The organism is Pseudomonas sp. PVC-5-1, from assembly GCF_057444345.1.
The window spans coordinates 5406096-5428304 of record NZ_CM172024.1 but is presented as its reverse complement, the minus strand read 5'-3'; the positions used below and the strand labels follow the sequence as shown (position 1 = coordinate 5428304).

The following is a 22209-nucleotide window of genomic DNA, read 5'->3' as shown; positions in this document are numbered from 1 at the left end:
CATGCCGGAATTGCCAGAAGTAGAAACCACCCGGCGCGGTATTGCGCCCCATCTGGAAGGCCAGCGTGTCAGCCGGGTAGTGGTGCGCGACCGGCGCCTGCGCTGGCCGATTCCGGAAGACCTGGATGTGCGACTGTCGGGGCAGCGCATCGTCAGTGTCGAGCGGCGCGCCAAGTATCTGTTGATCAATGCCGAGGTCGGCACCCTGATCAGTCACCTGGGCATGTCGGGCAACCTGCGCCTGGTCGAACTGGGCTTGCCGGCGGCCAAGCATGAGCATGTGGATATCGAGCTGGAGTCGGGGTTGATGCTGCGCTACACCGACCCGCGCCGCTTTGGCGCGATGCTGTGGAGCCTGGACCCGCTCAATCACGAACTGCTGCTGCGCCTGGGGCCTGAACCGCTGACCGACCTGTTCGACGGCGAGCGACTGTTCCAGGTGTCCCGTGGGCGGTCGATGGCGGTCAAGCCGTTCATCATGGATAACGCGGTAGTGGTGGGGGTGGGCAACATTTACGCCACCGAGGCGCTGTTTGCCGCTGGCATCGACCCCCGTCGGGAAGCGGGCGGGATTTCCCGGGCGCGCTACTTGAAGCTGGCGATCGAGATCAAGCGTGTGCTGGCGGCGGCGATCGAACAGGGCGGCACCACGCTACGCGACTTCATCGGTGGTGACGGGCAGCCGGGGTACTTCCAGCAGGAATTGTTCGTGTACGGGAGGGGCGGGCAGCCGTGCAAGGTGTGTGGCACGGAGTTGCGCGAGGTGAAGCTGGGGCAGAGGGCGAGTGTGTATTGCCCGCGTTGCCAGCGCTGAGGCTTGAGGCCCTATCGCCAGCAAGCCAGCTCCCACAGGTACTGCACAGCTCTCGAGAGCGATGATATCTCTGTGGGAGCTGGCTTGCCGGCGATGAGGGCTGACCTGATATCAGTCCTTGCCAGTAATCCGGCGGTACTTGGCCATCAGCTCTTCTTCGGTTTCCGGGTGCGCTTCATCCAGCGGGATGCAATCGACCGGGCAGACCTGCTGGCATTGCGGCTCGTCGTAATGGCCTACGCACTGGGTGCACAGGTTAGGGTCGATCACGTAGATCTCTTCGCCTTGGGAGATGGCCTCGTTCGGGCACTCGGGTTCGCAGACGTCGCAGTTGATGCAATCGTCGGTGATGATCAGGGACATGGGGACTCCGGCCGGGGCTCCGCGCCCGGGCATGTTCAACGCAGTGGGCACAATTGTGCCGCATTCGCGCCCGCAGTGCACGCGGGCGCGATGATCAGCCGCTAAAGGTTATTTCTTGAAGCGTTCAGTCAGCGCATCGGCCACCACTGGGTGGACGAACTTGCTGATATCACCACCCAGCGCGGCAATTTCCCGGACCAGGGTCGAGGAAATGAACGAATAACGCTCCGAAGGCGTGAGGAACAGGCTCTCGACGTCGGGGGCCAGTTGCCGGTTCATGTTCGCCAGCTGAAACTCGTACTCGAAGTCGGACACCGCACGCAGGCCACGCAGGAAGACGTTGGCGCCCTGCTCCTTGGCGAAATGCGCCAGCAGGGAGGAGAAGCCGATGACTTCGACATTGGGCAGGTGCTTGGTGACCTCACGGGCGAGCTCCACCCGTTGTTCCAGCGGGAACAGCGGGTTTTTCTTCGGGCTGGCCGCCACCGCGATGATCACGTGGTCGAACAGCCGCGAGGCGCGCTCGACCAGGTCGCCATGGCCTTTGGTAATGGGGTCGAAAGTACCCGGGTACAACACTCGGTTCATCGCGTCATCCTGGCTGGAGTGCGTTGGGGAGTCGGATGGTAGCGCAGCGACGGCGCCCCGGCCAAGTCATGCGGCCGGCTGACGGCACTATAGACAGGGGGCCTGTTCCTTGTCATGCACTGTGTGCCAGGCGGGCGACCAGTGCTTCGGTGAGCCTGGCACTGATGGCATACACTGACAGTTGCGGGTTGGCGCCGATGCTGGTGGGGAACAGTGAGCCATCGTGAACCGACAGGTTTTCCAGCTGGTGATGGCGGCCCAGGCTGTCGCATACCGCCTGGCGCGGGTCGTCGCCAAGGGCGCAGCCACCCATCACGTGAGCGCTGCCCAGGCGCGTGCGGAACGGCTCCAGGCGCAACTTGTCGATCATGGCCAAGGCGTGTTCCAGGCGGGACGCGGCGCTGGCATCGCTGTGCACGGGGGTGACCTGGGTGGCACCAGCGGCGAACTGGATCTGCGCCATGCTGCGATAGGCGCGGCGCAGGCCGTCGCGCAGGTAATCGGTGACCGGGTAATCAAGCACCGGTGAGCCATCGCCGCGCAGCTCCACGGTCCCGCCCTGGCTTTGCGGGTGGAAGCCGTCACGCAGCAGCGCCAGCATCACGTGGGTATGTGGCAGCTCGGTCATGCGCTGGGCATTCTCGTGGCCATGCCCGCCCAGCAGCGTGCTGGCCAGGGCCGGGTGCAGCGGTGGCACCTCCAGCTTGTAGCCAATCGGGCCATCGTTGCCGCCTTGCCATTGGAAGTGGTCGCTGTAGATGGACTGTGGGGCGCCGTAGTAGGGGTCGATACGGTCGTTGAAGCGTGCTGCGCTGAAGTTGACCAGGTGCAGGAAGGTCCGTTTGCCCAGGCGGCCATGCGGGTCGGGCGCGTCGGAACGCAGCAGCAGGGCCGGGCTGTTGATGCCGCCACCGGCAAGGATGTAGTGACGCGCGCGAACGCGGACCTGCCGGCCTGTGGTGTGTATGCCCTGGCTATCCAGCGCCTGGCATGACAGGCCCTGGATACGCTCGCCGTTGTGCTCGAAGCGCTCGGCCCGAGCCAGGTACAGCAGCTCGCCGCCCTGTTCAAGGGTGGCGGGAATACGCGTTACCAGCATCGACTGCTTGGCATTCACCGGGCAACCCATGCCGCAGTAGCCCAGGTTCCAGCAGCCGCGCACGTTGCGCGGGATCACCGCCCAGCGGTAGCCCAGCTGTTCGCAGCCACGGCGCAGTACGTCGTTGTTGGCGTTCGGTGGCAGGGCCCAGGGGGTGATGCCCAGTTCCTGCTCGATGCGCTCGAACCAGGGGCGCATTTGCTCCTCGCCCAGGCCGCTCACGTTGTGGGCTGCGGCCCAGTGCGCCAGGGTCTGTGGCGGCGTGCGAAAGCTCGAGGTCCAGTTGACCAGCGTGGTGCCGCCCACGGCGCGGCCCTGGAGGATGGTGATGGCGCCGTCCTTGCTCATGCGGCCCAGGCCTTCCTGGTACAGGCTGGCATAGGCTTCGTTTTCCAGCAGGTGGAAATCGCTGCTGGTCTTCAGCGGGCCTTCTTCGATCAGCAGCACCTTGAAGCCGGCAGTGCTGAGCATTTGCGCGCTGGTAGCGCCGCCGGCCCCGCTGCCGATCACGGCAACGTCGGCTTCCAGCGTGAGGTCGTGCTCTAGGCGCGACGCGTCGTGGGTGATCCAGCCGCTTTCCAGGCCTTGGCGAAACGGGTCGGGTACAGGCATTGGTGCTGCTCTTGTTGTTTTCAGATTTTCGGTGGCCCGGGGTAGCCGCAGGCGGCCCAGGATTCGGGGCGTTCGTACCAGGCCATCTGCAGCAACTGCAGCAACGAGGCGTGGCCCATGCGCAGCAGATTCAGCGAGCTGTCCTGCCAACGTTGCAGGAAGGCCGTGACCTGCGCGGCGCTGGCTCGTTCCCAGGCGCCCCAGACACCGGTCAGGGGGCCGCGGGTGAGCGGCAGGTTGAGCACGTCGAACAACTGCCGGGTGAGTTTGAGCATTTCCGGCGAAAGCGCTGCCAGTTTGTGGTCGAGGCTATGCAGCACCAGTGTCTCGGCGGCCTGGGTGCCGGCCAGTACCACCGGGATCAGCGCGCGCAACATCGGCAGATCGTCGTCCCGCAGTACCCGGTAACCCGTTGCGGCTGTCTGTGCGCTGCAGCCGACCAGGCTGGTACCGGCCAGAAAGACGCTGGCGCCAAGGCTGAAGCGCAGCAGTTCGCGGCGGTGCATGGGCCGGCCCTCAGCGGATGAAAAGCTTGAAGACCAGGCGCTGCAAGGCTTTGCCATAAGGCGGGTAGATCAGCCGGGCAGCGTTGAAGCGTTGCTTGGCCAGCACCGCCTTGGCCTTGCTGAAGGTCAGGAAACCGTCATGGCCATGGTAATGCCCCATGCCTGAAGGGCCGATGCCGCCGAACGGCAAGTCGTCCTGGGCCACGTGCAGCAGGGTGTCGTTCAGGCACACTCCGCCGGAGTGGGTGTGGCGCAGCACCTGCTCCTGTGTGGCGCGGTCATAGCCGAAGTAGTACAGCGCCAGCGGGCGCGGGCGCTGGTTGATGTAGGCCAGTGCCTGCTCGAGGCTGTCGTAGGGAACCAGCGGTAGCAGCGGGCCGAAGATTTCGTCCTGCATCACCTGCATGTCATCGTTCACGCCCAGCAGCAGGTGTGGTGGCAGGCGCCGGCCCTGGCGGGTTTCACCCGGGTACAGGTCAAGTACCTGCGCTCCTTTGGCGTGAGCATCGTCCAGTAAATGCTGCAAGCGCTGCAGTTGGCGCGAGTTGATGATTGCGGTGTAGTCAGGGTTGTCGGCGATGCGCGGGTATAGCCGGCGTACTGCACGCTGGTAGGCGTCGCTGAAGGCCTCCAGGCGCTCGCGTGGCACCAGCACGTAGTCGGGGGCGACGCAGGTCTGGCCGGCGTTTAGGGTCTTGCCGAAGGCAATGCGTTCGGCGGCGCTGTCCAGCGGTACGTCGGCCGAGACTATGGCTGGCGACTTGCCACCCAGCTCCAGGGTGACGGGGGTCAGGTTGTGCGCCGCAGCCAGCATTACCTTGCGCCCCACGCTGGTGGCGCCGGTGAACAACAGGTGATCGAACGGCAGGCGGGCAAAGGCCTGGCCTATCTCGATCTCGCCAAGCACCACGCTGACCAGATCGGTGGGGAACACTTGCTCAAGTAGTTGTTTCAGCGCAATGCCAGTGGCAGGCGTGGCCTCGCTGAGCTTGAGCATGACCCGATTACCGGCAGCCAGAGCGCAGGTCAGGGGGCCGATGGCAAGGAGCAGCGGGTAATTCCACGGCACGATGATGCCGACCACGCCCAGGGGTTGGTACCGCACATGCGCGCTGGCCGGCTGGAAGGCCAGGCCGACCCTGCGCCGGCTGGCGCGCATCCAGCGCCGCAGGTGTTTTTCGGCGTGGCGCAGGCCTTGCACCGAGGGCAGCAGCTCGGCCAGCAGGGTTTCGTCGGCGCTGCGCCCTTCAAAGTCCTGGCCGATTGCCTCGATCAGTTCGGCCTGGCTGGCCAGCAAGGCTTCCCGCAGGCTTTTCAGCCATTGACGCCGCTGCGCAGCTGGTGGCAGTGGGTTGCCGGCAAAGGCCTGGCGTTGGGTGGCGAACGTCGCCGCAAGGTCGAGGTCGAATTGCACAGGGGGCAAGGCACTGGGCGAGTTCATGGCGGCTCCGAGTCCGAGCAGGAAATCACTAGAGCCTATACTCTAATTTGTACCATGGTGCGATTTTTTCCGCTTTATCGAGCGGTGCACTCCACCGCCAATACGCCGTAAGATGCCCCTTTGTTGAAGGCCCGCAGACTGGGAGCTGAGCATGGCCCCGCGCATGAAGACCCGAGAGCGCATCGTGCAGAACAGCCTGGAGCTGTTCAACCAGCAGGGCGAACGCAGCGTCAGTACCAACCACATTGCCGCGCACATGGAAATTTCGCCCGGCAACCTGTATTACCACTTCCCCAACAAGCAGGCGATCATCGCTTTGCTGTTCAGTCAGTACGAAGAACTGGTGGACAGCTTCCTGCGCCCGCCGCAAGGCCGTGCGGCGACCGTGGAGGACAAGCGCTTCTACCTGAAGGCGCTGTTGGCGGCGATGTGGAACTACCGTTTTCTGCATCGTGATCTGGAGCACCTGCTGGACAGCGACCCGGAGCTGGCCGCACGTTATCGGCGCTTTTCCGAACGATGCCTGCGTCAGGGCCAGGCGATCTACCGCGGTTTCGTCGAGGCGGGCATCCTGGCCATGACACCAGCCCAGATCGAATCGCTGACCATCAATGCCTGGATCGTATTGACGTCCTGGGTACGTTTTCTCAGCACCACGCGGGAACATTCCGCGCATCTGGGTGAAGAAGCCTTCAAGCGCGGCGTCTACCAGGTACTGGTGCTGGAGCTCGGCTTCGTCACCGACAACGCCCGCAATGCGGTGGACGCCCTTTGCCAGGAATTCCATGTACCGTTCAACCAGGCCCTGGAGCACTAACCCAGGGCCTCAGTGTTATCGATAGTGCCATCGATCAGGAGATTGTCATGCCCCTTGCGCAATTGATCACCCCGCAGCAGTTTGCCGAGCGTCTGGGCTCGCCCAAGTTGGTGATCCTCGACTGCCGCTTTGCCCTCGAGGATGTGGACTATGGCCAACGCAGCTATGCCCAGGGGCATATTGCCGGAGCGCATTTTGCCGACCTGGAGCGTGACCTCAGCGGGCCTGTGAGCAAGGGACGCACCGGGCGCCACCCATTGCCGGATGCGCGCCGGTTGGTCGAGCGCCTGCGTGAGTGGGGCCTGGACGATGACAGCGAGGTAGTGCTGTACGACGACGGCCCTGGCGCTTTTGCCGCCCGTGCCTGGTGGCTGCTGGCCTGGCTGGGCAAGCGCAGCGGTGTAGCGATCCTCGACGGTGGCCTGAAGGCCTGGCATGCGGCGCACCTGCCGCTCAGCCTGGACCCGCCGCTCAAGCGGGAAGGCACCTTCAACGGTGAGCCGGACGGCAAGCTGCTGATCGATGCCGAGCACCTGGGCAAGCGCCTGGGCAGCGCTGACCTGACCCTGATCGATGCGCGTGCCTTGCCGCGTTTCCGTGGCGAAGTGGAACCGATCGATCCGGTGGCGGGGCATATTCCGGGGGCCCAGTGTGCGGCCTTTACCGACAATCTGGATGCTGACGAGCGCTTCTTGCCGCCAGAGCAGCTCAGGCAGCGTTTTGCCGAGAAGCTGGCCGGGCGGGCACCGGAGCAGTTGGTGGCGTATTGCGGGTCAGGGGTGACGGCGTGTCATAACCTGTTTGCCCTGGCGTTGGCGGGGTATCCGCTGGGCAAGCTGTATGCCGGGTCGTGGAGTGAGTGGATCAACGATCCGCAGCATGGCGTAGCCACTGGCGAGTAAGCAGGCCCGGCCTCATCGCCGGCAAGCCAGCTCCCACAGGTACACCACTGCCCATCAGGCCTATACCACACCTGTGGGAGCTGGCTTGCCGGCGATGAGGCCGGTACTGCCAATGAAAACCGCAGCTCCTATTGACCCTCCACAAGCCACTGTGGAATCCGCCGCTCCAGGTAATAGCCCGGGTTGCGCAGGCTGCCATCGACAAAGCCCACATGGCCGCCGCGGCTGTGCAGTTCGAAGCGGGTCTGCGGCGCCAGTTCGCGGGCTGTTGGCAGGCTGTGGCCGGAGACGAAAGGGTCATCGCTGGAATGGATGATCAGCGTCGGTGTGCGGTTCTGGCCGAGGAAGAAATGGCTCGATGAGCGGCGGTAGTAGTCGTGCGCATCGCGAAAACCGTTCAGCGGTGCGGTGACCTTGCCGTCGAATTCCCAGAACGTGCGCAGGTTGACCAGCGGCCCCAGCCGTTGCAGCGTCGCCAGCCGTTCATGCTGGCCCTTGTCGTGGAAGTGCCGCTGCTTGAGCTGAACATAAGCCAGCATCTCGCGCATGAAATGCGCCTGGTACACCTTTGAAAAGCCCTGGCCGATGCGGTCGGCGCAGTGGTCCAGGCGAAACGGCACCGACACTGCCACCGCAGCCTGCAACTGGCTGGCGACACCGCTTTCGCCAAGGTATTTCAGCAGCACATTGCCCCCCAGCGAATAACCCACCGCATACAACGGCGCCAACGGGCGCTGGGCGCGCAGGTGGCTGACGATTTCGGCCAGGTCTTCGCTGGCACCGGAATGGTAGCTGCGTGGCAACAGGTTGGGCTCGCCCGAGCAACCGCGCCAGTTCACCGCCACGCTGGCCCAGCCGCGGCCTTGCAGCGCTTGCTGCAAGCCTTTGACGTAGGGCGAGTGGGAGGAGCCGGTCAAGCCGTGCAGCACCAGCACCAACGGCGCGTGGGGCTGGTGCGGGCCGTGCCAGTCCAGGTCGATGAAGTCGCCATCGGCCAGCCATAGCCGCTCGCGGTTGCGCTGCAGCTCTGGCAGTTTTCGCCACAATGGCCCCCACAAGGTTTGCAAGTGGGGGTTGGCAAGGCCGAGGGCTGGACGGAACGTTGCGCTGGGGCTGGGCATGTGGGCGACTCATGTTGTGCGTGCCTAGAATGCCATGGAAAAACCCCGATGTACCTGCGCTATTGGTCGTCCTTCATTGTTTCCGGCAGTGGCAGTTGCACTGACTCGGGGCCTACGGTCACCAGCACTTGCGTCGCGTTGCCCAACCACACCTGCCCGGCTTCACGCAGGTTCGCTGGCGTGAGTGACTGCAGCCTGTCAAGAAAAGTGGCAAGGTGATCGCCTGGCAGCCCTTGGTGGCTGTAAGTCGCAAGTGCTCTGGCCAGTTTGGCGCTGTCTGCAAGGTCGTGATGCAGCTTGGCCGCAATTTCGTTCACAGCGATGTCGCATTCTGCCTGGCTAGGGCCTCGTTCGCGCAGGCACGCGACAATCCCCGACACCAGGGCCGCTGCCGCATCGCGGTACTGCGGGGCGATGTCCCAATGAATTTGCAGCAGGCATGCCGCATCCAGCGGGTTGAGGTCGGAGTAGATGGCGTAGGTCAGGCTGCGCAGGGTTCGCAACTCTTGCGTCAGGCGTGATTCATAGCTGGTGCCAAGTATCACGTTGAGCAGTGTCAAGGCCGGAAATAGCGGGCTGCTTGGTGAAGCTTTCGAGGAAAGCGTCAACAGCGCCCGTGTGGCGCTGCCGGCGGCGGCCAGGTGCTGCACGATTGGCGGGTGTTCGGGTAGTGGCGGCGGGGCAGCGGCGGCCCACTTCTGCGGCAGGACACGGGTGAGTGCGTCGATCAGTTGCTCCGCATCTTCTCGGCTCAGGTCCCCCACCAAGCCAATATCCAGATTGTTCGCCGAGTAAGCCTTCTGGTGGAAGTCCCTGATCTGCTCGACATTGACGGTACCACTGGCTGTCGTGGTGGCGCTGGCAGCGTACGGATGATCACGGAAAACATGAGCCATCGTGGTGTTGGTAAGCCGTATCAGGGGGTGGCTGCCCTGTCGGACCCGGTTGAAAGCCAGCCGCTCCCGGATTTTCGCCACGTCAGGCTCCCTGAAAGCAGGATATGCCAGCATCTGGGTGAACAGCTGCATCACGCTGGAGCGTATCGTGGGCAAGCTCAGGCAGCGGAGTGTGATGACGGCACTGTCATCGGTGATCCTCCTGCCGAGGATGGCCCCGTACCCGGCCAACTGCTCGGCAAACTGGGCTGCATCGAGTTCACCAGTCCCTTGGTCGAGGCTGTACAGGGTGACTGCGGCCAGGCCCGGGTTCGCCCCGTCAAGCACATTGCCAGCACGAAAACGCAAGGCCAGGTCGAACATCGGGCGTTCATGATCTGCGATGAAGCTGACCTTTGTGCCGCTTGTGGTTTGCCAGCACGTGGCTGCGGCTTGCAAGGGCGGTACCTGGCCAAGCTCTATTTCCTTGGCCGATTGAAGGTTGGCCATGGCCTCCAAGGCGGTGTCGGTGGCTGGGCCGTCGCAAAGCGTCGGTCGGGTGGTCGTCAAATTGTCTGGGCTCATGCTTGTGCTCCCGGCTGAAGGTAGGTCGTGGTCAGCCGTTCGCGCCCCAGGTAGGCAACTGCTACCTGTTGCACTGTCGCACTGTCGAGGTTCTGGATAAGAGGGCCGTCCTCGTCAATGACCGATGCCGGCAAACCGGCTGCGGCTGCGGCGCCCAGCTCGCCTGCCTGGGAAGTGAGCGCGTCAAGGTTGAACAGCCGTCGGGCGAGCATGCGTAACTTGGCGCGCTGCAGATCTTCTTCTGGCAAGGCAACACTGCGCAGCGCCTGCACATGCTCGTAAATAGCTTGGGCAGCGTCCTCCGGTGTGGTGTGGCTGGTGTTCACATAGGCTGAGATCGTCAACAGCGTGTCGCCACGCACCAAGGGCTCGTAGGACACCCGTACGCCTGTAAGCAGGCGCTTGTCCCGTACCAGGTCGCTGTACAGCCTGGAGCTGAAGCCTACGCCAAGCAGGTCGCAAAGTAGGCTCAGGGCAAGCGATGTGCTGGCGTCGGGGGCTGTTGCTCGGCCTGGAACATTGAAGGACATGAACAGCCCCTCGCGTAGCCCTGGCAGGCTCACGGTGTGGCTGCGGGCCTTCAGTCGAGCGTCATGGCGTGGGACAGGTCGGGCGGCGAGGGGTGTTTTCGGCACGCCGGCGAAGTAACGTGCCACCTGCTGCCGGAGCGTTGGCAGGTCAACACTACCGACCACCACAAGCGTTGCGTTGTTTGGCTGGTACCAGGTCCTGTACCAGGTTCGCAGCGCTGCCAGGTCGATGCCATGCAGGTCTGCCGGATCACCGAAGCTCGGGCCTGCATAGGCGCTGTCGCCATGTGCAAGGGCGTTATGCTGATCGTACGCTTGCTGGTCAGGCTGGACGTCCAGCTTGAGCCGGCGCTCATCTTCTACCGCCTTTATCTCCCTCTCCATTTCAGCTTGGCCGAAGGAAGCGGTGCTCATGGCATCGGCCATGATCTCCAGCGCTATGGGCAGGCGGCTGGCCGGTAGCGAGATTTCATAAGAGGTGGCATCCAGGTGGGTGGTGGCATTAGCGCTGCCGCCTAAGCGTGCAATCACCCGGCTGTATTGGTCGGCGGGGATTTTGCTGCTGCCTGCGAATATCAGGTGCTCCAGAAGGTGTGACAGGTTGGTGTGGCCGGCAGGCTCATGGCTTGAGCCTATGTGATACCAAAGCTGGACCGCGGCCAGAGAGGTCTTGTGGTTTTCTCGCAAGTAGACGGACAGGCCGTTTTCCAGCGTGAAGTGCTGCAATGCCGAGGTAGTGGGGCAGGCCAGGGCGGCAAGCCCCGCAGAGACCTGGCCCAGGTCGGGTGGTGACGCAGGTGATGGTAAGGTCATCGCTGAAGTGCTCTGGTTGGTGTAAACCCGAACAGCTTCAGCGACAAGGGTGCTGCACCTGCTTTACATAATTAGCCCCGCTGCCAGAGTGCGTAATGCACCTGGCCGGTCTTTTTCTCGCGATGCAGGCGCCAGTTACCTGGCAGTTGCAAGGTCGACGGTGCAGCCTCGCTTTCTGTGTAGACCCACGCCTGCTCGCGCAGCCACTGGTTCTGTTCCAGCAGATTGCAGGTGTCGGCCAGCAGGTCCTGGTGGAACGGTGGGTCAAGGAACACCACATCGAACTGCTGCTTGGCTGGGCCTTGCAGATAACGCAGGGCGTCGGTCTGCAGGATTTGCCCGCGCGGGCAGCGCAGGATCTCGAGGTTGTTCTTCAGGTTGGCGACGGCCGCCGGGTTGCTGTCCAGCGCGACGGCGTCCTCGGCCCCGCGGGACAGGGCTTCGAGCACCAAGGCACCGCTGCCGGTGAAGGCGTCCAGAACGCGGGCACCCTCAATATAGGGGGCCAGCCAGTTGAACAGGGTTTCGCGCACGCGGTCGGGCGTTGGCCGCAGGCCTTCGCCTTCCGGCACCGCCAGACGTCGGCTGCGCCACTCGCCGGCGATGATGCGCAGGTGGCCCTGGCCCTTGCTTTGGCCCGGTTGCGGGCGGGCGGGAGGGGTGGATCTTGGCATTAGTGCTCCGGTACCCCGAGCGGTTGCTCGGAGGGCTTGTCAGTGGGGGCTGGCAGCGGTTTTTGCGGCACTTTCGGGCCAGCGGTGACGATCACCAGTTTATCGGCTGACAGGTGTTTGTTCATGGCCGTCCTTACCTGCTCTACGGTGAGGGCCTGGGACTGCTGCATGAAGTCCTCCAGCCAGGTCAGCGGCAGGTTGTAGAAGCCAATGGCGCCCAGTTGGCCGACGATGCTGGCGTTGCTGGCATTGGACAGCGGGAAGCTGCCGGCCAGTTCGCGCTTGGCATCGTCCAGTTCTTGTTGGGTGGGGCCGGTCTTGAGGTAATCGGCGAGAATGTCCTGCACCAGCTTGAGCGTGCCTTCGCTGAGTTCGGCGCGGGTCTGCAGGTTGATCATGAACGGGCCGCGTACTTGCATCGGGCTGAACACCGAGTACACGCCGTAGGTCAGACCGCGCTTTTCACGTACCTCGCTCATCAGCCGGGTGCCGAATGCACCGCCGCCGAGGATCTGGTTGCCCAGTGACAGGGCCGGCCAGTCCGGGTCCTGGCGGTCGATGCCGAGTTCGGCCAGCATCAGGTGAGTCTGCTTGGACGGGAAGTCGATGTGGGTCAGGCCTGCCTTGGCTTCGCCGGGTTGCGCAGGTGCGGCCAGCGCGGGGCCTTTGGGCAGACCGGCTGACACCTGGGCGGCGATGGCTTCGGCCTCGGCGCGGCTGAGGTCGCCGACCAGGGCGATGACCGCGTTGCCGCCGGTGTAAGCCTTGGCGTGGAAGGCGCGAAGCTGTGCCAGGGTGATGCCGCTGATGCTTTCGGCGGTGCCGTCGCTCGGGTGGGCGTAAGGGTGGTCGCCGTAGAGCTTGGCGAACAGGGCCTTGCCAGCGACCTTACCAGGGTTCTGCTTTTCATACTCGAAGCCGGCCAGCATCTGGTTTTTGATGCGCTTGAGGGCGTCTTCGGGGAAGGTCGGCTTGCCAGTCACTTCGGTGAACAGCTTTAGCGCCGGTTCACGCTTGTCCTTGGCGCTGAGGCTGCGCAGCGAAGCCACGGCCATATCGCGGTAGGAGCCGTTGCCAAAGTCGGCGCCCAGGCCCTCGAAGCCTTCGGCGATGGCAGTCACATCCTTGCCGGCCACGCCTTCGTTGAGCATGGCGTTGGTCAGGGCGGCCAGGCCTGGCGTGCCGCCATCCTGGCTGCTGCCGGCGGCGAAGGTGACGCGCAGGTCGAACATCGGCAGTTCGCGGGCTTCGACGAACAGTACCCGGGCACCTTCGGCGGTGTTCCAGTGCTGGATGTTCAACTGGCGCCGGCTGGGCGCCTTGCCATCCAGTTCGGCCAGTGACTGCAAGGTATTGGCCGGGCGTGCCGCGTTGCTGTCGGCTTTGGCGGCATTGTCAGCCATGGCCGGGGCGGCCAGCACCGCCGCCAGCGCCAGGGCGCGGATGCCCGTGGTCAGCAGGGTTGGGCGTGGTACGCGGCGATTACTCATGAGCGGACTCCTCGGGCAGTACATGGGCAACGCTCAGGCGTTCGCGGGTGAAATAGGTTCGCGCGGCGTTCTGGATATCCTGCGGAGTAACGCGCTTGAGCTCATCCAGCTCGCTGTCGATCAGCTTCCACGACAGGCCGACGGTTTCCAGCTGGCCGATGGTAGTGGCCTGGCTGCTGATGGAGTCGCGGTCGTAGACCAGGCCGGCAATGACCTGGGCGCGTACGCGCTCCAGCTCTTCGGCGCTGGGCGGGGTGGTCTTGAGCTCATCAAGCAGCTGCCAGATGCCTTTCTCGACATCGGCGAGGGTTTTTTGCTTCTGCACGTTCGGCGTGGCCGAGATCAGGAACAGGCTGTCGCCGCGGGTGAAGGCGTTGTAGCTGGACGAAGCGCCGGCCACCAGTTCCTGGCCGCGTTCCAGGCGTGCCGGCATGCGGGCGCTGTAGCCGCCGTCGAGCAATGCCGAGATCAGGCGCAGGGCATGCACCGTACGCGGATCCTTGGCGGTGGGCAGGCCAGGTACGTTGAAACCGTAGATCAGGCTCGGCAACTGGGTGCGCACGTGCAGCGTCAGCTGGCGCTGGCCTGGTTGGACCAGCTCGAGCGGCAACTTGGCCGGTGGCACGGCGCGTTTGGGGATGCTGCCGAAGTACTTCTGCGCCAGGCCCTTGACCTCATCGACGGTGACATCGCCGACCACCACCAGGGTGGCGTTGTTGGGGGCGTACCAGGATTCGTACCAGTGGCGCAGTTCCTCGACCTTCATGCGCTCCAGGTCGGCCATCCAGCCGATGGTCGGGGTATGGTAGCCGCTGGCCGGGTAGGCCATGGCGCGGAACAGCTCGAACGCCTTGGAGTTGGGCTGGTCGTCGGTGCGCAGGCGGCGTTCTTCCTTGATCACCTCGATTTCGCGGCTGAATTCGTCAGCGGGCAGGCGCAGGCTGGCCAGGCGGTCGGCCTCAAGCTCCAGGGCCACCGGCAGGCGGTCGCGGGCCAGCACCTGGTAATAGGCGGTGTAGTCGTCGCTGGTGAAGGCGTTTTCTTCGGCGCCTATGTCACGCAGGATGCGCGAGGCCTCGCCGGGGCCGACCTTGGCGCTGCCCTTGAACATCATGTGTTCCAGCGCGTGGGACAGTCCGGTCTGGCCCGGGGTTTCGTAGCTGGAGCCAACCTTGTACCAGATCTGCGAGACCACCACCGGGGCGCGGTGGTCCTCGCGCACGACTACTTTCAGGCCGTTGTCGAGGATGAATTCGTGGGTGGGTTGCACATCGGCGGCGAAGGCCGCGAGCGGCAGGCAGAGCGTGCCGAGCAACAGGCCAGCGGCGCGGCGGGCTAGAGCATTCATACGGTGTTTAACCTGTTCGGCGGCCCGCTGGTTTAGCGTCGGCGGGCCAGGAGGTGCTAGGATACTGATCCGGTTGCCTGGCGACCATGCCTGTCGCCGTTCTGGCCCGCAGGACACTAAGACAAAACGTTGCGCATGAACCAGCCGGCTTCAAGATAGTCTGTTCTGCGTAGAGAGAATTCCCGATGCGCCATAGCTGGCCCATCGCTACCCTGAGATAGCCGTCTTCCATGTTTGGTTCCAACGACGACAAAAAAGCGCCAGCCGAGGCTGGTGAGAAGAAAGGCCTGTTCAGCTGGTTTCGCAAGAAACCGCAGCAACCTGTGGCAACGGGTGTGCCCGCGAATGAACCCCCAGCCGTCGAGCAGCCTGCAGCCGCTCCGGTCGAAGGGGCTACCGCCGAAGCGCCACAGGCCCCTGAACCCGTTCAGGCCCCTGCGGCCCCACAGCTGACAGAACCGCAGCAGGTCGCCGCACCCGTCCAATCCCCGGTGGTCGAGGCCCCTGTCCCCGAACCGGTTGCTTCCCAGCCGTTGCAGGCCCCTGAACCCGAGCCGGTCGCTTCCCAGCCGCTGGTGGCACCTGCACCGCGGCCGGTCGCGTCGATGCCCTTGCAGGCGGCCCCGATCGAGCCAGCCCCTGTCGAGGCGGCCCCGGTCGTCGAACCAGCCGCGCCGGTCAGCAACCTGGTGCTGCCGGTTGCTGAAGAGCCCGTGGCCCTGGTGCCGGATCTGGAGCCGAAAACGCCGCCCGCCATCCCGGAACGCCCTGCACCAGAGCCTGCTGCCCCTGTGGCTGCAGCCCCGGTCGCAGTGCAGGCCGAACAGGCCAAGCCCGGCTTCTTCGCCCGCCTCAAGCAGGGCCTGTCGAAGACCAGCGCCAGCATCGGCGAGGGCATGGCCAGCCTGTTCCTGGGCAAGAAGGTCATCGATGACGACCTGCTCGACGAAATCGAAACCCGCCTGCTGACCGCCGACGTTGGTGTGGAAGCCACTTCCACCATCGTCCAGAACCTGACCCAGAAGGTTGCCCGCAAGCAGCTGGCTGATGCCGATGCCCTGTACAAGTCGCTGCAGGAAGAACTGGCTGCGCTGCTGCGCCCGGTCGAGCAGCCGCTGGTGGTGCAGGCGCAGAACAAGCCCTATGTGATTCTGGTGGTCGGTGTGAACGGCGCCGGCAAGACCACCACCATCGGCAAACTGGCCAAGAAGCTGCAGCTCGAAGGCAAGAAAGTGATGCTGGCTGCTGGCGACACCTTCCGTGCCGCTGCAGTCGAGCAGCTGCAGGTGTGGGGCGAGCGTAACCAGATCCCGGTGATCGCCCAGCACACCGGCGCCGACTCTGCTTCGGTGATCTTCGATGCCGTACAGGCCGCCAAGGCCCGTGGCGTCGATGTGCTGATCGCCGACACCGCTGGCCGCCTGCACACCAAAGACAACCTGATGGAAGAGCTGAAGAAAGTCCGCCGGGTCATTGGCAAGCTCGACGCCGAAGCGCCACACGAGGTGCTGCTGGTGCTCGATGCCGGCACCGGCCAGAACGCCATCAGCCAGGCCAAGTACTTCAACCAGAGCGTCGAACTGACCGGCCTGGCCCTGACCAAGCTGGACGGCACTGCCAAGGGCGGGGTGATCTTCGCCCTGGCCAAGCAGTTCAAGCTGCCGATCCGCTTCATCGGTGTCGGTGAAGGCATCGACGACCTGCGTACCTTCGAAGCCGAGCCGTTCGTCAAGGCTCTGTTCGCCGAGCGAGACTGAACATGATCCGATTCGAACAGGTTGCCAAGCGCTATCCCAATGGTCATGTGGGTTTGCATGAGCTGAGTTTCCGGGCGCGCCGGGGCGAATTCCTGTTCGTCACCGGCCACTCGGGCGCGGGCAAGAGCACCTTGCTGCGCCTGCTGCTGGCCATGGAGCGCCCGACCAGCGGCAAGCTGATGCTGGCCGGGCAGGACCTGGGCCAGATCAGCAATTCGCAGATCCCGTTCCTGCGCCGGCAGATCGGCGTGGTGTTCCAGAACCACCAGCTGTTGTTCGACCGCACGGTGTTCAACAACATCGCCTTGCCGCTGCAGATTCTCGGCCTGTCCAAGGCCGAGGTCGCCAAGCGCGTGGACTCGGCGCTGGAGCGAGTGTCGCTGGCCGACAAGGGCGAGCTGTTCCCGGCCGACCTGTCCACCGGGCAGCAGCAACGGGTAGGCATCGCCCGCGCCATTGTTCACCAGCCAGCCCTGCTGCTGGCCGACGAACCCACCGGTAACCTCGACCCGCGCCTGGCCGCGGAGATCATGGGGGTGTTCGAGGACATCAACCGCCTGGGTACCACGGTATTGATCGCCAGCCACGACCTGGCACTGATTGCGCGCATGCGCCACCGCATGCTGACCTTGCAACGCGGCCGCTTGATCGGCGATGGGGAGGCCGGGCAATGAGCACTACACGTACGCCGAAGGTTTCCGAGCGGGTTGCGCCGAAGCCGGCCGACCCGCAACCGGCGAAGAAAAAGCACGACGACGATGACGGCCCGGATTTCCGCACGCTGCTGCATGCCTGGCTGGAAAGCCACCGTGCCAGCATGGCCGACAGCCTGCGCCGGCTGGGCAAGCAGCCGATCGGCAGCTTCTTCACCTGCCTGGTGATGGCGGTGGCGCTGAGCATGCCCATGGGCCTGTCATTGCTGCTGAAGAACGTCGAGAAGCTTGGCGGCTCGTGGCAGCGCGCCGCACAGATCTCGCTATACCTCAAGCTCGATGCCGGTAGCCGCGAAGGCGAGGCGCTGCGCGACGAGATCAAGGGCATGCCCGGCGTGGCCGACGCTCAGTATGTCAGCCGCGAGCAGGCGCTGGAGGAGTTCCAGCAACAGTCTGGCCTGGGCGAAGCCCTGCGTGAACTGCCTGACAACCCGCTGCCCGGCGTAGTGGTGGTGACCCCGACCGAAGTCGACAAGCCGGCCCTGGAAGCCTTGCGTCAGCGCCTGTCGGAGCTGCCGCGGGTGGAGGTGGCGCAACTCGACCTGGTATGGGTCGAGCGCCTGGCGGCCATCCTCAAATTGGGTGACCGCTTCGTCTTCGGCCTGGCCGTGATGCTGATTTCTGCCCTGCTGTTAGTAATCGGTAACACAATTCGTCTACATATTGAAAACCGCCGTACCGAGATCGAAGTGATCAAGCTGGTCGGTGGCACGGATGCCTACGTACGCCGGCCTTTCCTGTACATGGGCGCGCTGTATGGCCTGGGTGCAGGGGTGATCGCATGGGGCATCCTGGCGTTTGGCCTGAACTGGCTGAACGAGGCGGTGGTAGGGCTTTCCGGGCTGTACGGCAGCGACTTCGCCCTGGGTGGGGTGCCGGCGTCCGATGGTCTGTCGCTCTTGATCGGAGCGGTGCTGTTGGGGTATATCGGTGCATGGATCGCAGTGGCCCGCCATCTGAACGAGCTGGCGCCGCGATAGTTTTTACGTGCCAGCATTGACAAATTATTCACCATGGAACTTGTACCGTCGTTCCAGGTCAATGTTGGCAGCGCCCACAAGGCGCGAGTTCTGTAAGTCGGAGGTTCTTGAATGACCACATCGTTGCAACCTGCCTATGCCCTGGTACCTGGTGCAAACCTGGAAGCCTACGTGCACACGGTCAACAGCATCCCGCTGCTGACTGTCGAGCAGGAGCGTGATCTGGGCGAGCGTCTCTATTATGAGCAGGATGTCGAGGCCGCTCGTCAAATGGTGATGGCCCACCTGCGTTTCGTCGTACATATCGCCCGTAGCTATGCCGGCTACGGGCTGGCCCAGGCCGACCTGATCCAGGAAGGCAACGTCGGCCTGATGAAAGCCGTCAAGCGCTTCAACCCGGAAATGGGCGTGCGCCTGGTGTCGTTCGCCGTGCACTGGATCAAGGCAGAGATCCACGAGTTCATCCTGCGCAACTGGCGCATCGTCAAGGTGGCCACCACCAAGGCCCAGCGCAAGCTGTTCTTCAACCTGCGCAGCCAGAAGAAGCGTCTGGCCTGGCTGAACAACGACGAAGTGCACCGCGTGGCGGAAAGCCTGGGCGTGGAGCCGCGTGAAGTGCGCGAGATGGAAAGCCGCCTCAGCGGCCAGGACATGGCCTTCGACCCGGCAGCGGAAGCTGACGACGACAGTGCCTTCCAGTCGCCTGCGCATTACCTGGAAGACCACCGTTACGACCCGGCGGTGCAGCTGGAGGATGCCGACTGGAGCGACAACTCCACCAGCAACCTGCACGAAGCATTGCAAGGGCTGGACGAGCGTAGCCGCGACATTCTCTACCAGCGCTGGTTGGCGGAAGAGAAGGCCACGTTGCATGAGCTGGCGGACAAGTACAGCGTTTCGGCTGAGCGGATTCGCCAGTTGGAGAAGAATGCGATGAACAAGGTCAAGGCGCTGATCGCGGCCTGATCGAGCCCTCACAGCAAGGAAAAGCCGCTGGCCCGCAAAGGGTGAGCGGCTTTTTTTTGTGCAAGATTTACCGGCCTCTTCGCGGGCGCGCCCGTTCCCACAGGTACTGCACAGGCCTCAGGGGTAATGCTGGCCCTGTGGGAGCGGGCGTGCCCGCGAAGAGGCCCTCAAGGCTTGCGCGAAGTGTCGAGCTGCATCAGGTAGCTGGGCCCACCCAACTGGCTCATCTGCCGGCGTATCCAGCCGGCCCGGCTGGCCACATAGGCGCTCGGCCGGCTGGCGCTCCACTTGATCGGGCTCGGCAGCACCGCCGCCAGCTGCGCCGCCTGCTGGCGGCTGAGCCGGCTGGCATCGACGCCAAAGTGGTAGCGCGCTGCCGCCTGGGCGCCAAACACACCTTTGCCCCATTCGGCACTGTTCAGGTAGACCTCGAGAATCCGCTCCTTCGACCAGAACAGCTCGATCAACGCGGTGAACCAGGCCTCCAGGCCTTTGCGGAACCAGCTGCGCCCGGACCACAGGAACAGGTTCTTGGCCACCTGCTGGGTCAGGGTGCTGGCACCGCGAATGCTGCCGCCGCGCTCGTTGTAGGCCAGCGCTGCCTGGATGGCCGGGATGTCGAAGCCCCAGTGGTTGGCGAACTTCTGGTCCTCGCCGGCAATGACCGCGACCTTGAGGTCGTCGGAGATGTTCTCCCACGGCTCCCAGTCGCGCTGCAGGTCGATCGGCTCGCCATTCACCCAGGACTGCACCTTGCGCTCCACCATCAACGCCGTACCGGGTGGTGGGACCCAGCGGAACACCAGTACCAGCACAATGCTGCCGGCAGCGAACCAGAGCAGGGCGCGAGAGAGGCGGCGGAGAAGGGTTGGCAGCATGGCGATGGCTTGGCCGTACGGGTGGAAGGGGCCATTATACAGACCCGATCCAAGGAGTCGTCCCATGCTTCGCAGCTTCCTGATGCTTGCCGCCTTTTTCGGCTTCACCGGTGTCGCCCTGGGCGCTTTCGCTGCCCACGGCCTGAAAAGCCGGCTGACGGCCGACTACCTGGCGATCTTCCAGACTGGTGTGACCTACCAGTTGATACATACCCTGGCCCTCTTCGCTGTCGCCGTGCTCTCGGTGCACCTGCCAGGGCGCCTGGTCGGCTGGGCTGGCGGCCTGTTTGCTCTGGGGATAGTGCTGTTCTCCGGTAGCCTTTACCTGCTGACCCTCAGCGGCCTGGGCAAGCTCGGCATCATCACCCCAATTGGTGGCCTGTGCTTTCTCGCCGGCTGGCTGTGCCTGGGCCTGGCAGCCTGGCGGCTCGGTTGACCGGGTGGTCCACAATCACGACTAATGGTGTGCAGCGCCCTTGGGTTGCAGGGCGGTTCAGCGCTAGAATGCGGGCCCCCAAAGAACAATGGTGGCCGTGCGCATGCGCATTCAACTGAACGGTGAACCTTACGAATTGCCCGCTGGCGAAAGTGTCGCGGCCCTGCTGGCCCGCCTGGAGCTGACCGGGCGCCGCGTCGCGGTGGAACTGAACCTGGATATCGTGCCGCGTAGCCAGCACGACAGCACGCTGTTGAATGACGGCGATCAGGTCGAAGTGGTCCACGCCATCGGTGGCGGCTGATTCTGGCCGGCGATTCACCTGCAAGCCCAGCAACCTTTTCCCGAGGAACAACCATGAGCAACGTTCGTAGCGACAAGCCCTTCACCCTGGCCGGGCGTACTTTCCAGTCGCGCCTGCTGGTCGGTACCGGCAAGTACCGTGACATGGAAGAAACCCGCTTGGCCATCGAAGCCTCGGGTGCCGAGATCGTCACCGTAGCCGTGCGCCGCACCAACATTGGCCAGAACCCGGGCGAGCCGAACCTGCTCGATGTGCTGCCTCCGGACCGCTATACCATCCTGCCGAACACTGCTGGCTGCTACGACGCGGTCGAAGCCGTGCGCACCTGCCGCCTGGCCCGCGAACTGCTGGATGGCCACAACCTGGTCAAGCTGGAAGTACTGGCCGACCAGAAAACCCTGTTCCCCAATGTGATCGAAACCCTCAAGGCCGCCGAAGTGTTGGTCAAAGACGGTTTCGATGTGATGGTCTACACCAGCGATGATCCGATCATCGCCCGCCAGTTGGCCGAAGTCGGCTGCATTGCGGTCATGCCGCTGGCTGGCCTGATCGGTACCGGCCTGGGTATCTGCAACCCCTACAACCTGCAGATCATCCTGGAAGAGTCCAAGGTGCCGGTGCTGGTGGATGCTGGTGTGGGTACTGCGTCCGACGCCACCATCGCCATGGAAATGGGCTGCGAAGCTGTGCTGATGAACTCGGCCATCGCCCACGCCCAGCAGCCGGTGCTGATGGCCGAGGCCATGAAGCACGCCATCGTCGCCGGTCGCATGGCCTACCTGGCCGGCCGTATGCCGAAGAAACTCTATGCCAGCGCCTCTTCGCCGCTGGATGGTCTGATCAAGTAAGAGCCCCTGATGACTGAATCGCACGATACGCCGATCACCCCCGACGGCGAAGCCCGCCCGCACCGCCGCATCAAGAGTTTCGTGATGCGCGCCGGGCGCATGACCGAAGGCCAGCAACGTGGCCTGGAGCAGGGCGGCCCGCTGTACATCCTGCCGCTGGCCGACAGCCCGGTGGACTACGACCAGGTGTTCGGCCGCTCGGCGCCGCGCACCCTGGAGATCGGCTTCGGCATGGGCCATTCCCTGCTGGAAATGGCTGCTGCCGCGCCTGAACAGGACTTCATCGGTGTGGAAGTACACCGCCCGGGTGTTGGCGCGCTGCTCAACGGCGTGCTGACCCAGGGCCTGAAGAACCTGCGGGTATATGACTGCGATGCCATCGAAGTGCTGAACCGCTGCGTGGCGGACAACAGCCTCGACCGCCTGATGCTGTTCTTCCCCGACCCATGGCACAAGGCGCGCCACCACAAGCGCCGCATCGTCCAGCTGGAGTTCGCCGAACTGGTACGGCGCAAGCTCAAGCCCGGTGGCGTGTTCCACATGGCCACCGACTGGGAACCGTATGCGGAGTACATGCTGGAAGTGATGAGCGCTGCCCCGGGCTATCGCAACCGTGCGGCTGACGGTACCTACGTGCCACGCCCGGAAGAGCGCCCGATCACCAAGTTCGAGCGCCGCGGCGAGCGGCTGGGGCATGGGGTTTGGGATTTGAAGTTCGAGAAGGTGGATTGATCGGCTGATACGGCCTT

Annotated in this window: 23 protein-coding genes; 11 read left to right on the top strand and 12 right to left on the bottom strand. The window is 64.1% G+C overall.

The features are described 5' to 3' along the window. Position 1 precedes the first annotated feature (1 nt). Entirely contained in the window at positions 2 to 814 is an 813-nt protein-coding gene (mutM, locus tag AC2T3R_RS24765; RefSeq protein ID WP_410951929.1) for a bifunctional DNA-formamidopyrimidine glycosylase/DNA-(apurinic or apyrimidinic site) lyase, read from the top strand. A gap of 111 nt (positions 815 to 925) precedes the next feature. Here mutM and AC2T3R_RS24760 read toward each other — a convergent pair whose 3' ends face one another. The 5 genes from AC2T3R_RS24760 to AC2T3R_RS24740 all read right to left on the bottom strand — a co-directional run bounded on the left by AC2T3R_RS24760 (position 926) and on the right by AC2T3R_RS24740 (position 5423). Then, entirely contained in the window at positions 926 to 1177 is a 252-nt protein-coding gene (locus AC2T3R_RS24760) for a YfhL family 4Fe-4S dicluster ferredoxin (protein WP_003258518.1), read from the bottom strand. A gap of 108 nt (positions 1178 to 1285) precedes the next feature. After that, positions 1286 to 1765, bottom strand: coding sequence for a pantetheine-phosphate adenylyltransferase (coaD, locus tag AC2T3R_RS24755; RefSeq protein WP_003249065.1), 480 nt, complete (start codon positions 1763 to 1765; stop codon positions 1286 to 1288). Positions 1766 to 1877: 112 nt separating this feature from the next. Continuing rightward, positions 1878 to 3476, bottom strand: coding sequence for a GMC family oxidoreductase (locus AC2T3R_RS24750; protein ID WP_410951928.1), 1599 nt, complete (start codon positions 3474 to 3476; stop codon positions 1878 to 1880). Between the two features lie 20 nt (positions 3477 to 3496). After that, on the bottom strand, positions 3497 to 3982 hold the full coding sequence (locus AC2T3R_RS24745) for a twin-arginine translocation pathway signal protein (RefSeq protein WP_182328843.1): 486 nt from the start codon (positions 3980 to 3982) through the stop codon (positions 3497 to 3499). 10 nt (positions 3983 to 3992) lie between these two features. Further along, a complete protein-coding gene (locus AC2T3R_RS24740) occupies positions 3993 to 5423 on the bottom strand; it encodes a coniferyl aldehyde dehydrogenase (RefSeq protein ID WP_486744389.1) in 1431 nt (476 codons plus the stop codon). A gap of 151 nt (positions 5424 to 5574) precedes the next feature. On the opposite strand from AC2T3R_RS24740, the gene AC2T3R_RS24735 reads away from it, so the two are divergent. Continuing rightward, positions 5575 to 6240: a TetR/AcrR family transcriptional regulator gene (locus AC2T3R_RS24735; protein WP_039612545.1), complete on the top strand. Its 666-nt coding sequence runs from the start codon at positions 5575 to 5577 to the stop codon at positions 6238 to 6240. Positions 6241 to 6287: 47 nt separating this feature from the next. After that, positions 6288 to 7142: a sulfurtransferase gene (locus AC2T3R_RS24730; RefSeq protein WP_486744388.1), complete on the top strand. Its 855-nt coding sequence runs from the start codon at positions 6288 to 6290 to the stop codon at positions 7140 to 7142. 128 nt (positions 7143 to 7270) lie between these two features. Here AC2T3R_RS24730 and AC2T3R_RS24725 read toward each other — a convergent pair whose 3' ends face one another. The 6 genes from AC2T3R_RS24725 to AC2T3R_RS24700 all read right to left on the bottom strand — a co-directional run bounded on the left by AC2T3R_RS24725 (position 7271) and on the right by AC2T3R_RS24700 (position 14578). Continuing rightward, positions 7271 to 8263: a hydrolase gene (locus AC2T3R_RS24725; RefSeq protein ID WP_397460371.1), complete on the bottom strand. Its 993-nt coding sequence runs from the start codon at positions 8261 to 8263 to the stop codon at positions 7271 to 7273. Between the two features lie 59 nt (positions 8264 to 8322). Further along, positions 8323 to 9723 (bottom strand): M16 family metallopeptidase, encoded by a 1401-nt coding sequence (locus AC2T3R_RS24720; RefSeq protein ID WP_486744387.1) that lies wholly within the window; start codon positions 9721 to 9723, stop codon positions 8323 to 8325. After that, positions 9720 to 11066 (bottom strand): M16 family metallopeptidase, encoded by a 1347-nt coding sequence (locus tag AC2T3R_RS24715; RefSeq protein WP_486744386.1) that lies wholly within the window; start codon positions 11064 to 11066, stop codon positions 9720 to 9722. The genes AC2T3R_RS24720 and AC2T3R_RS24715 overlap by 4 nt, the downstream gene beginning before the upstream one ends. A 71-nt stretch (positions 11067 to 11137) precedes the next feature. Continuing rightward, positions 11138 to 11740, bottom strand: coding sequence for a 16S rRNA (guanine(966)-N(2))-methyltransferase RsmD (gene rsmD, locus AC2T3R_RS24710; RefSeq protein ID WP_486744385.1), 603 nt, complete (start codon positions 11738 to 11740; stop codon positions 11138 to 11140). Then, entirely contained in the window at positions 11740 to 13230 is a 1491-nt protein-coding gene (locus tag AC2T3R_RS24705; RefSeq protein ID WP_410951923.1) for a M16 family metallopeptidase, read from the bottom strand. The genes rsmD and AC2T3R_RS24705 overlap by 1 nt, the downstream gene beginning before the upstream one ends. Further along, positions 13223 to 14578, bottom strand: a complete 1356-nt coding sequence (locus tag AC2T3R_RS24700; protein ID WP_015272157.1) for a M16 family metallopeptidase — start codon at positions 14576 to 14578, stop codon at positions 13223 to 13225. Before AC2T3R_RS24700 ends, AC2T3R_RS24705 begins: the two co-directional genes overlap by 8 nt. 230 nt (positions 14579 to 14808) lie before the next feature. Here AC2T3R_RS24700 and ftsY point away from each other — a divergent pair, with 230 nt between their 5' ends. From ftsY to rpoH, 4 genes are all read left to right on the top strand, one after another. Further along, positions 14809 to 16335, top strand: coding sequence for a signal recognition particle-docking protein FtsY (ftsY, locus tag AC2T3R_RS24695; RefSeq protein WP_412481506.1), 1527 nt, complete (start codon positions 14809 to 14811; stop codon positions 16333 to 16335). A gap of 2 nt (positions 16336 to 16337) precedes the next feature. After that, complete coding sequence (ftsE, locus tag AC2T3R_RS24690; protein WP_013974630.1) at positions 16338 to 17009, top strand: cell division ATP-binding protein FtsE; 672 nt, start codon at positions 16338 to 16340, stop codon at positions 17007 to 17009. Then, a complete protein-coding gene (gene ftsX / locus AC2T3R_RS24685; protein ID WP_013974629.1) occupies positions 17006 to 18028 on the top strand; it encodes a permease-like cell division protein FtsX in 1023 nt (340 codons plus the stop codon). The genes ftsE and ftsX overlap by 4 nt, the downstream gene beginning before the upstream one ends. Before the next feature lie 111 nt (positions 18029 to 18139). Continuing rightward, positions 18140 to 18994 (top strand): RNA polymerase sigma factor RpoH, encoded by an 855-nt coding sequence (rpoH, locus tag AC2T3R_RS24680; RefSeq protein ID WP_003249083.1) that lies wholly within the window; start codon positions 18140 to 18142, stop codon positions 18992 to 18994. A gap of 167 nt (positions 18995 to 19161) precedes the next feature. Here rpoH and mtgA read toward each other — a convergent pair whose 3' ends face one another. Then, on the bottom strand, positions 19162 to 19872 hold the full coding sequence (gene mtgA, locus AC2T3R_RS24675) for a monofunctional biosynthetic peptidoglycan transglycosylase (RefSeq protein WP_085691431.1): 711 nt from the start codon (positions 19870 to 19872) through the stop codon (positions 19162 to 19164). Between the two features lie 64 nt (positions 19873 to 19936). Between mtgA and AC2T3R_RS24670 the strand changes: the two genes are divergently transcribed. From AC2T3R_RS24670 to trmB, 4 genes are all read left to right on the top strand, one after another. After that, complete coding sequence (locus AC2T3R_RS24670; RefSeq protein ID WP_486744384.1) at positions 19937 to 20308, top strand: DUF423 domain-containing protein; 372 nt, start codon at positions 19937 to 19939, stop codon at positions 20306 to 20308. A 103-nt stretch (positions 20309 to 20411) separates the two neighbouring features. Continuing rightward, positions 20412 to 20612 (top strand): sulfur carrier protein ThiS, encoded by a 201-nt coding sequence (gene thiS / locus AC2T3R_RS24665; RefSeq protein ID WP_003257817.1) that lies wholly within the window; start codon positions 20412 to 20414, stop codon positions 20610 to 20612. A gap of 53 nt (positions 20613 to 20665) precedes the next feature. Then, positions 20666 to 21460, top strand: a complete 795-nt coding sequence (locus AC2T3R_RS24660) for a thiazole synthase (protein WP_015272152.1) — start codon at positions 20666 to 20668, stop codon at positions 21458 to 21460. A 9-nt stretch (positions 21461 to 21469) separates the two neighbouring features. Beyond that, a complete protein-coding gene (gene trmB, locus AC2T3R_RS24655) occupies positions 21470 to 22192 on the top strand; it encodes a tRNA (guanosine(46)-N7)-methyltransferase TrmB (RefSeq protein ID WP_013974624.1) in 723 nt (240 codons plus the stop codon). Positions 22193 to 22209: the final 17 nt, after the last annotated feature.